The 15456-nt window shown below is 71.0% G+C and carries 14 protein-coding genes and 1 riboswitch; of the genes, 4 read left to right on the plus strand and 10 right to left on the minus strand.

Features of this window, described 5'->3' with window-relative positions:
- The first annotated feature begins 97 nt into the window (after positions 1-97).
- Positions 98-1948 (plus strand): HNH endonuclease signature motif containing protein, encoded by a 1851-nt coding sequence (locus KIH74_RS26190; protein ID WP_214158989.1) that lies wholly within the window; start codon positions 98-100, stop codon positions 1946-1948.
- 54 nt (positions 1949-2002) lie between these two features.
- Positions 2003-2416, plus strand: coding sequence for a TIGR03668 family PPOX class F420-dependent oxidoreductase (locus KIH74_RS26195; RefSeq protein WP_246573144.1), 414 nt, complete (start codon positions 2003-2005; stop codon positions 2414-2416).
- 67 nt (positions 2417-2483) lie between these two features.
- On the opposite strand, the gene gcvP is transcribed toward KIH74_RS26195, so the two are convergent.
- Positions 2484-5420, minus strand: coding sequence for an aminomethyl-transferring glycine dehydrogenase (gcvP, locus tag KIH74_RS26200; RefSeq protein WP_214158992.1), 2937 nt, complete (start codon positions 5418-5420; stop codon positions 2484-2486).
- Between the two features lie 90 nt (positions 5421-5510).
- A riboswitch (glycine riboswitch) is annotated at positions 5511-5598 on the minus strand.
- A gap of 228 nt (positions 5599-5826) precedes the next feature.
- Between gcvP and KIH74_RS26205 the strand changes: the two genes are divergently transcribed.
- Positions 5827-6585: a ParA family protein gene (locus KIH74_RS26205; protein ID WP_372492129.1), complete on the plus strand. Its 759-nt coding sequence runs from the start codon at positions 5827-5829 to the stop codon at positions 6583-6585.
- A gap of 74 nt (positions 6586-6659) precedes the next feature.
- On the opposite strand, the gene KIH74_RS26210 is transcribed toward KIH74_RS26205, so the two are convergent.
- The 9 genes from KIH74_RS26210 to clsA all read right to left on the minus strand — a co-directional run bounded on the left by KIH74_RS26210 (position 6660) and on the right by clsA (position 12505).
- Positions 6660-7178 (minus strand): MerR family transcriptional regulator, encoded by a 519-nt coding sequence (locus tag KIH74_RS26210; RefSeq protein WP_214159097.1) that lies wholly within the window; start codon positions 7176-7178, stop codon positions 6660-6662.
- Positions 7179-7412: 234 nt separating this feature from the next.
- A complete protein-coding gene (locus tag KIH74_RS26215; RefSeq protein ID WP_214158995.1) occupies positions 7413-7883 on the minus strand; it encodes a bifunctional nuclease family protein in 471 nt (156 codons plus the stop codon).
- Positions 7884-7934: 51 nt separating this feature from the next.
- Positions 7935-8654 carry a transcriptional regulator FtsR gene (gene ftsR, locus KIH74_RS26220; protein ID WP_281431448.1) on the minus strand — a complete coding sequence of 240 codons (720 nt, stop codon included), beginning with the start codon at positions 8652-8654 and terminating at the stop codon, positions 7935-7937.
- A 7-nt stretch (positions 8655-8661) separates the two neighbouring features.
- On the minus strand, positions 8662-9108 hold the full coding sequence (locus tag KIH74_RS26225) for an FHA domain-containing protein (RefSeq protein ID WP_214158996.1): 447 nt from the start codon (positions 9106-9108) through the stop codon (positions 8662-8664).
- Positions 9109-9317: 209 nt separating this feature from the next.
- Positions 9318-9704, minus strand: a complete 387-nt coding sequence (gene gcvH, locus KIH74_RS26230; protein ID WP_214158997.1) for a glycine cleavage system protein GcvH — start codon at positions 9702-9704, stop codon at positions 9318-9320.
- A gap of 18 nt (positions 9705-9722) precedes the next feature.
- Positions 9723-10685 (minus strand): DUF881 domain-containing protein, encoded by a 963-nt coding sequence (locus KIH74_RS26235; protein ID WP_214158998.1) that lies wholly within the window; start codon positions 10683-10685, stop codon positions 9723-9725.
- A 1-nt stretch (position 10686) separates the two neighbouring features.
- Positions 10687-11019, minus strand: coding sequence for a small basic family protein (locus tag KIH74_RS26240; protein WP_214158999.1), 333 nt, complete (start codon positions 11017-11019; stop codon positions 10687-10689).
- Entirely contained in the window at positions 11016-11894 is an 879-nt protein-coding gene (locus tag KIH74_RS26245; protein WP_214159000.1) for a DUF881 domain-containing protein, read from the minus strand. Before KIH74_RS26245 ends, KIH74_RS26240 begins: the two co-directional genes overlap by 4 nt.
- Positions 11891-12505 (minus strand): cardiolipin synthase ClsA, encoded by a 615-nt coding sequence (gene clsA, locus KIH74_RS26250; protein ID WP_214159001.1) that lies wholly within the window; start codon positions 12503-12505, stop codon positions 11891-11893. Before clsA ends, KIH74_RS26245 begins: the two co-directional genes overlap by 4 nt.
- 232 nt (positions 12506-12737) lie before the next feature.
- Between clsA and KIH74_RS26255 the strand changes: the two genes are divergently transcribed.
- Positions 12738-15422: a putative bifunctional diguanylate cyclase/phosphodiesterase gene (locus KIH74_RS26255; RefSeq protein ID WP_214159002.1), complete on the plus strand. Its 2685-nt coding sequence runs from the start codon at positions 12738-12740 to the stop codon at positions 15420-15422.
- The last annotated feature ends 34 nt before the right edge of the window (positions 15423-15456 follow it).

The raw sequence follows: 15456 nt of genomic DNA on the forward strand, positions 1-15456 counted from the left end.
CAGGGCCGGCGCTGCACCGGCCGACGCGGTCAATGCCTCCTAGCATCAGGTCATCGCGAGACAACCACGCGAAACCTGTTGCTGGAAGGGGTATCTGATGAAAGATTTGGATTCCGTCGTTTCCCCTTCCCCGTCCGCCACCACCCTGGACCGGCTGCTGGGGCAGGAACCGGACGATCCGACAGACACCATGCTCCTGGAACGGATCACCGACTGCGAGAGACTGATCAGGCGGCTCGACGCGGTAAAGGCCACAGCCGTGGCACGCCTGGTGGGGCAGACCTCCCCAGCACGAAGAGGCAGTCGCCGCAAGGATTCCGACGCAGCTCCCTCCACCATCGAACCGACCACCTTGGTGACGGCGATGCTCGGGCCGCGCCTGGCGCTGTCCCCAGATCGCGCCGCAGGCATGGTCCGGGCGTCCACCGAGCTGGTGAAAGACCTACCCGGAATCCACGACCTGATGAGGTCCGGCCTCCTCGACTGGATCAGGGCCCGGTTGATCAGCGACCTGCTGCACTACACGCCCGAGGCGCCGGCCTGGTTCCGGCCCGGCTGCGAGCAGTGGCTGATCATCGAGGAGCGGGTGAAAGCCGTTGCCCCCTCGAAGACCTATCCCGAACTGAAGCGGATGATCAAGCAGCTTCTGCTCGGCCTCGACCCGGCCGCCGCCAACAGTCGTCACAGCGCCGCCGCGCGTGAGCGCAGCGTGCGGGTCGAGCCGCTTCCCGACGGGATGGCAGGCGTGTTCGGCAGGCTCCCGGCCGAGAGCGGCCAGAAGATGGACGGCGTGCTGGACGCCTTCGCGGATGCCCGCAAGGAGGACGCGAAGGCCAACGGCATCACGGAACCCCGCACGCATCAGCAGCTCCGGGCCGATGCCTTCGCCGCTGTCTGGGACGCGCTCGCCGAAGGAGTGGACCTGCCGCTGGCCCGCGACTCTCGTCATGACGTACCGACCACACCTGACGGCCTGGCACAGGAACAGCCCCACACAGGCGCGGCGCAGGATCCCTGCCCGACCTGCGGCCGCCGTGAGCTCGAAGAGACGCTGGACGCCCATGAGAGCCACCAGCGCCAGGATCTGGCGGACTTCGGGCTGAGTCCCGTTCCACCAGGACGGATCCCGGCCTGGTGGACCATCCCGTCGCTCCCCCGCCGCAAGGGCAAGGGACCCCACGTGGTCGTCACGCTCACCGACACCACCCTGCTCGGCCTCGACGACACCCCTGGCCTGTTGCAGGGCCACGGACCGATCCCCGCCGATCTGGCCCGGCGGCTGGCCGCCACCCCCGCGCGCATCACCCTTCTGGTGCTACCGGGTGCGGGACGGCCGCTGTCAGAGCCGGACTCCGGCTGTGCCTACGGCCGTGACCACGACACCGATGAGGCCCAGCGCTACCGATTCAGTCAGAGTCTGATCGACGACATCACGGCCCGCTCGCAGGAATGTACGTACCCGGGTTGCCTCTGCCCGGCGTCTCTCTGCGATCTGGACCACCTCCAGCCGTTCGGGAAGGGGGGAGTCACGTGCGTGTGCAACGTCTTTCCGGCATGCCGCCGTCACCATCGGATGAAGACGTTCGGTGGCTGGAGTGCTCGTCTCAGCGAGCCGGCCGACCCGTTCCCGCCCGGAACGATCGTCTGGACCGATCCCGGGGGCATCGAGCATCCGGGTCTGCCGCCGGACCTTCCCGGTTGCCCGAACTGGGCTCTGCCCACGCCCGTTCCCCTGCCCGACGGAGACGACGGGATTCCCGACCTGGAAGACGCCATGACCTCCGACGAGCGTGAAGCGGAGCGCCTGCGTCGCTGGGAGCGTGCTGCCGAGCAGGACACCGACCGGGCCGAACGACGTCTGCGGGCCGATCAGCAGGCGCAGGCCTGGCTCAGGCAATCCGCACGATCGCCCCAGGCACCCACTGAACTGGGCGAACCGCCCTTCTGACCAGATCTCGTCCGGTCCACCCACGGCTCCGGCATGATGGTGCCGGTGCCCAGCCTGACACCCGACGAAGCCCGGGCCCACTTCCAGATGTCCCGGATCGCCCGGCTGGCGACGGTCTCGGCTGACGGCACCCCACATGTCGTTCCGCTGGTCTTCGCAGCTGCCGGCCCGGATCTCTTGGTCAGCGCGGTGGATCACAAGCCCAAGCGGACATCGTCACTTCGTCGCCTGGCCAACATCGAACAGAACCCGCGGGTGGCGCTGCTGGCCGACCGGTACACCGACGACTGGTCACAGCTGTGGTGGGCCCGTGCGGACGGAACCGCCCGCGTGCTGCCCTCGGAAGATCCGGAAACCGTCCGGCCGATAGACCTTCTCGTCGCGCGCTACGAGCAGTATCACCGGCGACGTCCGTCGGGTCCGGTGATACTGGTACAGGTGACCCGATGGGTGGGCTGGACCGCCTGAACGACGTCCGGCGCTCAGCCCCGCATCAACACGATGCGAGGCCGAACACCGGCGTAACGACTGGCCTCTAGTCCTCGAAGGCTTCCGGAGCCGGGCAGGAGCAGACCAGGTTGCGGTCACCCCAGGCTCCGTCGATCCGGCGGACCGGCGGCCAGTACTTGAACCGCGGCGTCACCCCGGCCGGGTACACGGCCTCGGCGCGGGAGTACGGGTGTTCCCAGTCACCGGTCAGGCACTCAGCCGTGTGCGGGGCGTTGGCGAGCGGGTTGTCCCCCGCCGGCCACTCCCCCGCAGCGACCTTGTCGATCTCCTCGCGGATCGCGATCATCGCGTCGCAGAAGCGGTCCAGCTCGGCCAGGTCCTCGCTCTCCGTCGGCTCCACCATGAGCGTTCCGGCAACCGGGAACGACATGGTCGGCGCGTGGAACCCGTAGTCGATCAGGCGCTTGGCCACATCGTCGACCGTTACACCGGTGGCCTTGGTGAGTGGGCGCAGGTCCAGGATGCACTCATGGGCGACCAGGGCGTCGCGGCCGGAGTACAGCACCGGGTAGTGCTGCCGCAGGCGCGCCGCCACGTAGTTGGCGGTGAGGATCGCGGTGCGGGTGGCGCGGGTCAGCCCGGAAAGACCCATCATCCGCACGTATGCCCAGGAGATGGGCAGGATCCCGGCCGATCCGTACGGAGCAGCGGAGACCGGGCCGATGCCCGTCGCCGGCCCGGCGAGGGCGTCCAGCGGGTGGTTGGGCAGGAACGGCGCGAGGTGTGAGCGCACCGCGACGGGCCCCACGCCGGGGCCACCACCACCGTGCGGGATACAGAACGTCTTGTGCAGGTTCAGGTGCGAAACGTCCGCCCCGAACGCCCCCGGCCGGGAGAGCCCGACCAGCGCGTTGAGGTTCGCGCCGTCCACGTACACCTGCCCGCCGGCCTCGTGCACGGCGGCACAGATCCGGCCGATGCCCTCCTCGAACACGCCGTGGGTGGACGGGTAGGTCACCATGACCGCTGCCAGGGCCGCCCCGTGCCGGGCGATCTTGGCGTCCAGATCCCCCAGGTCGACGTTGCCGTTGTCGTCGCAGGCCACCACGACGACCTTCATGCCGGCCATCACCGCGCTGGCCGCGTTGGTGCCGTGGGCCGATGACGGGATCAGGCAGACGTTGCGCTCGAGGTCGCCCCGCGAGCGGTGGTACGCCCGGATCGCGAGCAGCCCGGCCAGTTCACCCTGCGAGCCGGCGTTCGGCTGGAGCGACACCGCGGCGTACCCGGTGAGCTCGGCCAGCCACGTCTCCAGGTCCTTCACCAGTGCCCGGATGCCCTCGGAGTCCGCGGCCGGCGCGAACGGGTGCAGCCCGCCGAACTCGGGCCAGGTGATGGCCTCCATCTCGGTGGTGGCGTTGAGCTTCATCGTGCACGAGCCGAGCGGGATCATGCCGCGGTCGAGCGCGTAGTCCTCGTCCGCCAGCCGCCGCAGGAACCGCAGCATCGACGTCTCGCTGTGGTGCGTGGTGAACACCGGGTTGGTCAGGTACTCCGTGGTGCGGTTCAGGGACGACGGAAGAGCCGGCTCCGTCTCCACCGCCGCGACGCCCTCGGACGCCCCGAAGGCCCGCAGCACGAGCGCCAGATGGGCCGGGGTGGTGGTCTCGTCGCAGGCGATCCCGACGTGGTCGGCGTCCACCTGACGCAGCAGCACGCCGAGCTCACGAGCGGCCGTCACGACGGTCTCGGCGCGGCCGGGCGTCTTCACCAGGACGGTGTCGAAGAAGTGCTCGTGCACGACCTCCAGACCGAGGTCCGGGCCCAGCGAGCGGATTCCGGCGGCCAGCGAGGCGGCGTGCCCGGCGGTGCGCTCGGCGATCCGGCGCAGTCCCTGGGGGCCGTGGTAGACGGCGTACATCGCGGCCATCACGGCGAGCAGCACCTGCGCGGTGCAGATGTTGCTGGTCGCCTTCTCGCGGCGGATGTGCTGCTCGCGGGTCTGGAGGGCGAGGCGGTAGGCCAGGTTCCCGTCGGCGTCCTTGGACACCCCGACGAGGCGGCCCGGCAGAGACCGCTCCAGGCCCTTGCGCACGCTCATGTACCCGGCGTGCGGGCCGCCGAACCCGAGGGGCACACCGAAGCGCTGCGTGTTGCCGACCGCGACGTCCGCGCCGTCCTCACCGGGCGAGCGCAGCAGCGTCAGCGCGAGCAGGTCCGCGGCCACGGCGACGAGCGCCTTGCGCTCGTGGGCGGCCTGGATCAGGGGCCGCAGGTCGGTCACCCGGCCGGAGGTGCCGGGGTACTGCGTGAGGACGCCGAACACGCCGTCCGCGACGCCGTCCAGCGCCTCGGCGGGAGACGCGGAGAGGTCGGCGACGACCACCGGGATGCCCAGCGGCTCGGCGCGGGTGAGGATCACCGCGAGGGTCTGCGGGAGGACGTCGGTGTCGACGACCAGGGCGGCGCCGGCCGGGAGTTTCGAGGCGCGGCGCATCAGCGTCATCGCCTCGGCGGCGGCGGTGGCCTCGTCGAGGAGGGAGGCGCTGGCGGTCTCCAGGCCGGTCAGGTCGGACACCATGGTCTGGAACGCCAGCAGCGCCTCCAGCCGGCCCTGGGAGATTTCCGGCTGGTAGGGCGTGTAGGCCGTGTACCAGGCCGGGTTCTCCAGCACGTTGCGCAGGATCACGCCGGGGGTGTGGGTGCCGTGGTAGCCCAGGCCGATCATCGGCACGCGCACGGTGTTGCGGGCGGCGAGGGCCCGCAGTTCGGCCAGGGCCTCGGCCTCTCCCACCGGCTCGGGCAGGGCGGGGGTGCCGCCGTCGCGGATGACCGGGGGGATCACGGCGCCCTCGAGGGCGTCCAGGGAGTCCAGGCCGACGGTCCGCAGCATCACCGCGACCTGGGCCTCGTCGGCACCGATGTGCCGGTCGGCGAAGCCGCTCAGCCGGTGCTGACGACCGGCCGGGCCGGGCAGGTCGTCGTGGACGTCGTGGTGGCTGGCATCGATGAAGGTCGTCATCGGAGGCTCCAACGCTCGAGCGTAGCGGCGCTCAGTACGGCCGCGCGGATACCTCCCCATCCGTCGGGCCACATCGCCCTTCGGAGCTGCCTCGCCCTGGTGGTCCTTGGCGCCTGAGAGGTTCCGGGGAGAGTTGCCCCTTCGGCGCCCCTCGCGGGGTCTCTCCCACCGGGGTCTTCAGCTACCGGCCATCGACGAACGGCCGGAACCGTCGACGTTACCAGCGGCAGATGTCAGTCTCATCCACCGTCCCCCATCCACCCATGACGAACGGAGGGTTGCAACAGGACGCGACGCCACGGTCCAATTGGTTCCTCCGGAGTAGGTACTTGATAACGAGGTAGCGTCGAACACTGTGATCGTCGTCAGCGTGTGCAGTTTGAAGGGTGGCGTCGGGAAGACGTCTGTGGTCCTGGGACTGGCGTCGGCCGCGCTGGCCCGCGGCGTCCCGACACTCATCGTCGACATCGACCCCCAGGCCGACGCGACGCTCGGGCTGGACATCACGGCCGAGATCACCACCAACGTGGCCACCGTGATGGGTGCCTCGCGCCGTAACGCACAGAAGGTGAACGTCGTGCCGAGCGGCTGGGCCGCGAACGGCGGCACTCTCGACGTACTCCCGGGCTCCCACGACATGGCCGCTCTCGACCGCCCGACCGGCAGCGAGCGCACCCTGGCCCGGCTGTCGCACGCCCTGAACCAGATGGAGGGCTATCAGCTGGTGCTGATCGACTGCCCGCCGTCGCTGGGCACGATCACCCGGTCGGGGCTGGCGGCGAGCCAGCGGGCGATCGTGGTGTCGGAGCCGGCGCTGTTCTCGGTGACTGCCGCCGACCGGGCGCTGCACGCGATCGAGGACGTGCGCCGCAACATCGCCCCCTCGCTCCAGCCGCTGGGGGTGCTGGTGAACCGGTACCGGGAGCGCTCGCCGGAGCATCGTTACCGGCTCCAGGAGCTGTCGGACATGTTCGGCCCGCTGGTGCTGGGCCCGTCGATCCGCGAGCGCAGTGCTCTTCAGCAGGCGCAGGGGGCCAGTCAGCCGATCCATCGCTGGCCGGGTGCCCCGGCGCAGGAGCTCGCCAACGCCTTCGACGCGCACCTCGCGCGGGTGTTGCGGGCGAACACCAGAGGACGACGACCCGCCGCCAGTAGCGCCGGCTGATACAGAGAAGCCCCCGGGGTACCGGTCCCGGGGGCTTCTCTGTGGCTCGTGCTGTGCTTCAGCCGATTGCGGTCTCAGCCGATGGCGCGGGCGCGGCGCCGGGCCGACAGCTCGTCGTCGTCGGACAGCGGTTCTTCGTCGACGCGCTCGGCGGGGAGTTCGGCGAGGGTGCCCTCGACCTCCCGCCAGACCCGGCCGACGGCGATGCCGAAGACGCCCTGACCGCCCTGGACGAGATCTATCACCTCGTCCGCCGAGGTGCATTCGTACACGCTGGCGCCGTCGCTCATCAGGGTGATCTGGGCCAGGTCTTCCACGCCGCGGTCGCGCAGGTGGGTGACGGCGATCCGGATCTGCTGCAACGAGACGCCGGTGTCGAGGAGGCGCTTGACCACCTTCAGCACCAGCACGTCGCGGAAGCTGTAGAGGCGCTGCGTGCCCGAGCCGGTGGCATTGCGGACGGTGGGCTGCACCAGGCCGGTGCGGGCCCAGTAGTCCAGCTGACGGTAGGTGATGCCCGCCGCCCGGCAGGCGATCGGGCCTCGGTAGCCGGCCTCTTCGTCGAGCTCGGGCAGGTCGTCGGTGAAGAGCATGCCCTGGGCCTGCGCGACGACGTGACCGGGCACAGCATCTCGCTCGCTACGCTCGCTCACGGCGGCTCCATTCAAACGTTCCGAGTCCGGCACGCTGCTCCGAGGGACGGATCTCAGCGGGAGAACTACACCGGGGTCGTTTCATTTGAACCGTAGGCTGCGCACCCGGCGTCGTCAACGAGGCGGCTGCCGAGGGGGGCGGCGTGTCGGCAGATCACCCCTCATTCGGACCAATCAGGATTTCTCGTCGAAGTCCTCGGGCGAGATGTTGTCGAGGAACTCACGGAACTTCTCGACCTCGTCCTCGTCCTCGTCGGGCACCGAGACGCCGCCGGCCTCCAGCACCTCCTCGGCGCCGACGATCGGGCAGCCGACCCGCAGGGCCAGCGCGATCGCGTCGGACGACCGTGAGCTCACCGAGAGGCCGCCGTCGAAGACCAGTTCGGCGTGGAAGACGTTCTCCTTCAGGGCGACGATGCGCACCTGGGAGAGCGTGCGGCCGAGCGCCTCGATGACGTCTTTCATCAGGTCGTGGGTCAGGGGGCGTGGTGGTACCAGCCCCTGCTGGGCGTTCGCGATCGCGTTCGCCTCCGGCGCCCCGACCCAGATCGGGAGGTAACGATCACCGTCCCGCTCCTTGAGCAGCACGATCGGGTTGTTCGAGGGAACCTCGACCCTGACACCAACCACATCAAGCTCCCGCACCCCGCAAACGTACCCCGCGGCCGCGCAGGACGGCGACCGAGCGGCGTTTTCTCAGGTTTGCCCGCGCTCGAGCGCGACCTTCAGGAGGCTCGTGTGCAACCGGGAGCACAGGGCGATCAGTTCCTGGGCGACGTCGTCGGCCCGGGCCACAGAACCGTCGCCACGGTGCCGGATCGGGCTGGTCACCTGCTCGATCAGGCCAGCCTCACGGTCGGCCGCGGTGCGGAAGGCACGCAGGTGCCGGGGCTCGATGCCGAACCCGGCCAGCTCACCGGCGATGCGGGCCACCGCGACCGCGTCGGCGTCGAAATGCCCGGCAGGACGGGCGGATACCAGGCCGTGCGACTCCAGCGCGGCCAGCGTCTCGTCGTGGATCTCCGCCGCCAGGAGCAACTGGGCGCGGGTGAACCGGCGCCGTGGCTGCTCGTCGGCGGTCACGGCGCGGAGTCGGCCGACCGGTGCCTCGAGGCCACGGTCGACCGCGTCCAGATGTTCCCTGATCGCCCGCAGCGGCAGGTAGCGGTCACGCTGCATGCCGAGTACGTACCGCAGGCGGTCGACGTGCTCCGGGCTGAACTTGCGATAGCCCGAAGCAGTGCGCTGCGGCTCGACCAGCCCCTGATCCTCCAGGTAGCGGATCTTCGAGATCGAGATGTCCGGGAATTCCTGCCGGAGCAACTCGAGCACCGCCCCGATGCTGATAGCCCGGGGCGTGCCCGCTCGTTCTCCGGCCGGTCCGCCCGCGCGACCTCGTGCCGCCGCGCTCACCATCGCGACCTCAGGCGTTGCGCCGGCTCGGGTGGAAGACCAGCCGGTACTTGCCGATCTGAACCTCGTCGCCGTCTTTCAGCAACGCCTCGTCGATCCGGTCGCCCGCCAGGTACGTGCCGTTCAGGCTGCCGGCATCCCGCACGTAGAAGGCACCGTCACGCCGCACGAACTCGGCGTGCTTGCGGGAGACGGTGACATCGTCGAGGAAGATGTCGCTGGACGGCTTGCGGCCGGCCGTGGTGCGCTCGGCGTTCAGGAGGAACCGCGCGCCCGCGTTCGGGCCACGCTGGACCACCAGCAGCGCCGACTGGTCGGGCAGTGCGTCGACCGCGGCCTGCTCGGCCCCGGACAGCCCGGTCGGTCGCTGGTCATCGTCGAGACTCGGGATGGCCCCGAAGGAGATCGTCGTCTCGGCCGGCGACGTGGTGTCGTACTGGCCGTTCCCGTCCGACATCTCGCTCTCCTGTCTCGTGAAGTCCTGATCAGGGTAACCCTCACCTGTCCTGTCCGACTGAATGCCTGACTGAATGCTCGACAAGCTGATCGACGCGGTGTTCGTCGACTCAGTGTTGTCTGCCCCTTGCCCCCCACCGGTCGGCCCGGGCTCCGCCGGAGCTTCTGCGGAGCTCGCCCTTCGCCGCCGGAAACGTAGCCGGAACGTGGTCAGTCCAGCTGAGTCTGGTATTCGGAAGCGGACAGAAGACCGTCGAAGGCCTCTGTACCGCCCACCGTGACCTCGAACATCCACCCCTCCCCGTACGGGTCCGTGTTGACCAGTTCCGGAGAGGCGTCGAGTGCCGTGTTCCGGGCGGACACCGTACCGCTGACCGGGGCGTACACGTCACTCACGCTCTTGGTCGACTCCACCTCGCCGCAGGTGGTGCCGGCCTGGACCTCCGTGTCCTGCTCGGGCAGGGTGACGAAGACGATGTCACCGAGCGCGTCCTGGGCGAACGCGGTGATGCCGATCCGCGCCACGTTGCCCTCGACCCGTACCCACTCATGATCAGTGGTGTATCTGAGGTCTTCGGGGTACTCGAAGTCGCTCACTGCGTCCTCTGGTTCCTTTCAGTCTTCGGTATCGGTCTGGGGCACGGCGTAGGTCGGGCTGCTGACCTGCCGAACCGCGGACACCGTGAGATCTTTACTGCGCTGAACCGTACCGCTAGCACCCACCTGGTGCAGCGTCTCCAGCACGCCTCCGGGGATGTTCAGGGCAGACTCCATGGTCGCCGGGTCGCCGATCGCCACCAGCCGGTAGGGCGGCGACTGCTCCACGCCGTCCGTGATCACCGCGCCACCGGTGCTCGACGCGGTGAAGGACGTGCTGGCCACCACCCGGACCTGGCCGAACTGGACGGCCTCCGCCCCGGCGTCGCGCAGTTCCTGCACGGTGTCCAGAATCGTCGCCGCGTCGACGAGGGCCTGCGGGTCCTGGATCGTGATCGTCACACCCGGCCCCTGCGCCGGATCGGTGCCCGCCAGGATGCCGAGCACCGCGAGCCGCTCCCGGGTGGCCTTCTCGGCGGCCGCCGCCGAGTCGGTGCCCGAGCGCAGCTCGTTCTGCGTCGCCTCCAGGTCTTTCGTCTCGGCGTCGAGACGCTCGCCCTGCCGGCTGACGTCGTCCAGCACCCGTACCAGCTCGCTCTGGCTGAGCGACGACAGGTCGCCGGACTGGGTCTGCCGGGCCTGCACCACGAGCCCGAACCCGAGCGCCCCGAGCAGCAGGGCCGCCAGCAACTGCACCCGGGTCAGCCGGGTCAGCCGTTTCCTGACGGTGGACGACGACGAGCTCGCGACCGGCGCCGCCGGGGCACCGGTCTCGTCGTCCTCTGTTTTCTGGGGTTCTGGTTCCGGCACCGCTTCTTCCGGCGCCACTTCTTCTTCGGCGACCGGCTTGCGGGGCGCCGGACGACGGGCACCGGCCGGCCGGATCACCCGGCTACGCCCCGCCCCCACCGGACGGCTGGGGGGTGGCTCAACCGGCGTCTCGTCCGGCTTCTTCTCGTCCGGCTTCTTCTCGTCCGTCATGTCAGGCCTTGAAGATGTGCCGGCGGATGGCGGCGGCGTTGGAGAAGATCCGGATGCCGAGCACCACCACGACGCCCGTGGACAGCTGCGACCCGACGCCCAGATGGTCGCCGAGATACACGATGAGCGCCGCGACCACCACGTTGGACAGGAACGACACGATGAAGACCCGGTCGTCGAAGATGCCGTCGAGCAGGGCGCGGACACCCCCGAACACCGCGTCCAGCGCCGCCACGACGGCGATCGGCAGGTAGGGCTGCAACCAGAGCGGGACGGTCGGCTGGAGCACCAGCCCGGCCACCACCCCGACCAGCAGTCCGATCGCCGCGATCACGTGTGCCCTCCCGAGTCCGTGCTTTCTTGCGTGCCGGGGCTCTCTTCTACCGGTTCCGCCTGCCGCAGCACGAACTGCCCAGCGCCGGGCAGGGTCAGGCTGCCGGACTCGGCGATGTCGACACGAATGCCGTTGTTGTCGCGCAGCGACTGGACGTAGGGGCCGGCATCACCGTCGGCGAAGCCGGTCTGGAGCCCGGCCGGGTCGCCGATGACCGACACCACGTAGGGCGGCACCAGGGGCCGGAAGTCGACGAGGATGGCCTCGCCCGCCGACCGGATGGCCGACAGGGCGGTGAGCCGCTCGCCGTTGATCGAGATCGCCTCGGCGCCCGCCGACCAGAGGCCGTTGACCACCACCTGGAGGTCGGCGTCGAGCACCACACCCTCGTCGTAACCGGTGTCGGCCCGCGGATCGCCGCCCACCTCGTCGCGGCCCTGCGCGTCGTCGAGCGTGACCGTCAGGCCCTTGCCGGTGACGGCCACCTCGCCAGCCAGCGCCCCGAGCTCGCGCACCTGCCGGCTGAGCGCGGCGCCCCGGGTACCCAGAAGGTCTTGCTGGGCCCGTGAGTTCGCGGCCGCCAGCGCGGCGTTGCTCTGCTCCTGCGCCTGCACGGCCTCGGTGCGGCGCTCGATCTCCTCGCGCAGCTCGCGGCTGACCGCCTGGGACTCGCGCTGCGGCACCCGGATCGAGCTGACCGCGACGGTGAACCCGACGCCGGCCAGCACCGACAGCGCCAGGGTGAGGGCCGTGCGGCGGCGGGTGCGCGGGCGCGGGTCGGCCGCGGCCGCCGCGTAACCGGGGTCGAGGGGGCGCTCCATCACCTCGCGCAGCAGCGTCATCGAGGCGTCGAGCCGCCGGGGCGCGGCGCTCATCCGGTCACCTCGCCCCGGGGCGGGCGGGTGCCGAGCCGGTCGCGGCGGTTCAGCACGGCGGCGGCCTGGCGCAGGTAGATCAGCGCCGACCACCAGTACAGCGACGTGCCCCACCAGGCGAAGGCCCAGCCGACCGGCTGGGCGACGTCGCCGACCCGGCCCTCGATGTCGCCGAGCAGCAGCAGGGGGAAGGCGTAGAGCAGGCAGGCGGTGGCCGCCTTGCCGAGGAAGCTGACCTCGAGCGGACGCCGCTCCTCGACCGTCATCATCAGCAGCGAGCCGACCAGCACGGCATCGCGTGCGATCAGCAGCAGCACCAGCCACCACGGGATGACCTGGTGATAGGCCAGGCCGAGCAGGGTGGTGAGGATGTAGAGCCGGTCGGCCACCGGGTCGAGCATCTGCCCCAGCCGGGTGGTCTGCCCCCAGCGCCGGGCCAGCGTGCCGTCGAGGTAGTCGCTGAACCCGCTCACCATCAGGACGGCCACGGCCCAGCCCTCCTGCCCCATCAGGATGAGGACGGCGAACACCGGGACCAGCAGCAGACGGCCGGCACTGAGCAGGTTGGGAATGTTGAGCACCCGCGTGCCACCCACCGGGTTCTCACCCACCGGCACGTTCCTCCTTACCTATCTCCCCCGCTGACGGCCACAGCCTACGGGCAGCCACCGACAGTCATGGTGAGCAGGTCCGCACGGAAATGGATCAAGGCCGGATCCGGCCGGCCGGGCGGGGCGCCGGGGGATAAATCCGTTGCGTCAATGCGGGCTTTTGCCCGCATTGTGTACTTATGCTGTGTCCGGCACCGCACGGGGTGTAACCGGCCGGGGTGAAGGAGGCAGTGTGGGCTGGAGCCCCGTCGTCACCACCTGCGTCATCCAGTTCCTGGCCGGCGCGCTCGCCACCACCTGCCTGCTCGTCACCTGCGGGCGGGTCTCCGCTCCCGACCGGGCCTGGCGGCTCCCGCTCGCCTGCGGCACCGCGCTCTGGTCGGCCGGGCAACTGCTCAGCGGCCTCGGCCCGGGCTCCCCCGCGACCCCTCTCGGCCGCCTGGCCGGCCTCGCCGTCCTGGCGCTGCCGGTGTGCGCACTCGCCGCCCTGAGCCGGCTGCCGACCGTGTCCCGCCTCCCGGCCGGCGGCGTGGTCTCCGTGCTCGACACCACCGTCATCACCGGATCGTTGTTCGTGCTCACCTGGGTCACCGCGCTGGGCGCCGCCACACCCGCACAGCCACTGGCTGATCTGGTGCTCGTGATCTGCGTCGTCCTCCTCGCCCGGTTCCGGGCACCGCTGAATCCCCGGGCCCTGGCCGGGATCGGGTACGGCCTGGTCCTGATCGCCGTCGCGGACACCGGCCACCGTCACCTGGAACGTCTCGGGACCACCGGTGGCGCCGTCGCCCTGCTCCACACGACCGCCCTGGTCGCCGGGGCACTGCTGATCGCGCACGGTGCGCTCGCCGGACCGTCCGGCCAGCAGGACGGCCAGCAGGACGGTGGCCCGGAACGGGCGCTGCGGCTACTGCCCTACCTGCCGTTGTCGGGGGCGGCGCTGGTGCTGGCCGGGCAGCTGGTCGGTGGGGTACGGATCGGCCCGGTCGAGAGTGTGGTGGCGGTGGCGCTGGGTGGCATCGTCGTCCTCAGGCAGTTCTTCACCGGCCTGGACAACGTTCGCCTGGTGCGTGAGCTGCGGGAGAGCCAGGACCGGCTGCGCGAGCAGGCCTACCAGGACTCGCTGACCGGGCTCGCCAATCGCGCCCTGTTCGACCAGAGGCTGCGCCGGGCCATCCGCGGCGGGCGCCCGCTGGGCCTGATCTTCTGCGACCTCGACGACTTCAAGGCGGTGAACGACCGGCTCGGCCACAACGCCGGCGACGACCTGCTGAGGGCGGTGGCGGACCGGCTGCGGGGATGTGTGCGGCCGGCCGACACGATCGCGCGGCTGGGTGGCGACGAGTTCGCGGTGCTGATCGAAGACGCCTCGCAGCCGGCGGACGTGATCGGGCGTGGCATCCTGGCGGCGGTCGGGCGGCCCTTCCTGGTGCCGCACCACGACGGCCGGACCCGGGTGCGGGTGGGGGCCAGCGTCGGTGTCGCCGTCCTGGACCGGGTGGCTCCCGACACATCGCCGGAGAGTCTGCTGGCCGGGGTGGACCAGGCGATGTACGTGGCCAAGCGGCGCGGTAAGAATCAGCTCGTCACCTTTCGGCACGGCGCCCCGGCCGAGCCGGGGCAGGACCGGTACCTGCCCCTGTTCGACCCGGCGGCGCCCCGGCACACCACGGAGTTCCCGATCACCGGCAGCACACCGCCCCCTCCCGGCCTGCCCCGGGTGATGGATCCGCAGACCGGGCCGATCCCCCGGCCCGGCTCGCTCACCCCGGCCGCCCGTTACCGTGCCTCCGGCCAGGCCCGGCCCGGGCCGCCGCGGCCGCAACTGTCCGAGGCCGACGAGAAGGCCGAGGAGAAGGACCGTCTCGTCGCCGCGACCATCCGGTCCGCGCAGCGGGTGGCGGCCGAGTTCGAGGCGCTGGAGAAGGAGTCCGAGCGGCGCGAGGCGGAACAGGCCGCCGCCGCGCGCCGGGCGCTGGAGGCACTCGGCATCGAGGCCGAGGTGCGGGCCGGCACCCGCGCCGAGGCCGAGGTGATCCCGCTCAGCCGGGCCACGGGCATCCTGCGGGAGAAGAAGCGCCGGGCCCAGGAGGCGGCTGCCGTTCCTGGGGAGTCCGAGCCGGAATCCGAGCCGGACACCGCTGCTCTGGAGCACGCCGAGCAGCTGGCGACGCTGTCGTCCGACCACATCGACGTGCTGTACCGGCCGGTGCTGGGCCTGACCTCGGGGTCGCTGGTGGGCCTCTCCACGTCGGTGCGCTGGCGGCACCCGGTGCACGGGGTGATCGACGCGGGGCCGCTGATGGCCGCCGCCGAGCAGGCCGGGCTGCGCACGCCGCTGGAGGAGCGGCTGCTCGACTCGATCTGTGCCGACATCGCCCTGCTGCGGCGGGCCCCGGACTGGGACGCCCTGGTGGCGCACGTGCCGCTGTCGGCCCGGTACATCACCGACGAGCGGCTGACCACCGTGGTGGAACGCACGCTGCGGCGGCGTGAGCTGCCCGGCGAGGCGCTGGTGCTGCACCTCACCGAGACCGGCCCGGTGCCGGACCTGGACGCCGCGGCCGCGGTGCTCGAGCGGGTGCGCGCGCTCGGCGTGGGCATCGGCCTGGACGCATTCGGCGCGGCCCCGGCCGGGCTGGGTCTCCTGACCCGGCTGCCGGTCGGCACCCTCACCCTGCACGAGTCGCTCGGCTCGGCCGATCCGGGGAGCCGGGCCGCCACGGTGCTGTCCGGCACCCTGGCGATGGCAGCCGGGCTGGACCTCACCCTGATCGCCGACGGCGTGCGCGACCAGGCCCAGGCCGACCGGCTCGGCGAGCTCGGCGTGGGCCAGGCCCAGGGTCCGCTGTACGGCGAGCCGGTGCCGCTGCCCGACCTCGACCTGGTCCGGATTCTGCGCAATCCTTCCCGGTGATCCGGGCGTTTCGTGCCTGCTAGTCTCCCCACCC

Source organism: Kineosporia corallincola, assembly GCF_018499875.1.
GTDB classification, from domain to species: Bacteria; Actinomycetota; Actinomycetes; order Actinomycetales; family Kineosporiaceae; genus Kineosporia; species Kineosporia corallincola.

What these genes read in the sequence shown, in the direction of transcription:
- KIH74_RS26210 (WP_214159097.1), bottom strand. Translation starts at nt 7,178, where the DNA reads ATGCTCTTCACCGACGACCTGCCCGAGCTCGACGAAGAGGCCGGCTAC.
- gcvP (WP_214158992.1), bottom strand. Translation starts at nt 5,420, where the DNA reads ATGACGACCTTCATCGATGCCAGCCACCACGACGTCCACGACGACCTG.
- ftsR (WP_281431448.1), bottom strand. Translation starts at nt 8,654, where the DNA reads ATGGTGAGCGCGGCGGCACGAGGTCGCGCGGGCGGACCGGCCGGAGAA.
- KIH74_RS26190 (WP_214158989.1), top strand. Translation starts at nt 98, where the DNA reads ATGAAAGATTTGGATTCCGTCGTTTCCCCTTCCCCGTCCGCCACCACC.
- KIH74_RS26235 (WP_214158998.1), bottom strand. Translation starts at nt 10,685, where the DNA reads ATGACGGACGAGAAGAAGCCGGACGAGAAGAAGCCGGACGAGACGCCG.
- KIH74_RS26245 (WP_214159000.1), bottom strand. Translation starts at nt 11,894, where the DNA reads ATGAGCGCCGCGCCCCGGCGGCTCGACGCCTCGATGACGCTGCTGCGC.
- KIH74_RS26225 (WP_214158996.1), bottom strand. Translation starts at nt 9,108, where the DNA reads ATGTCGGACGGGAACGGCCAGTACGACACCACGTCGCCGGCCGAGACG.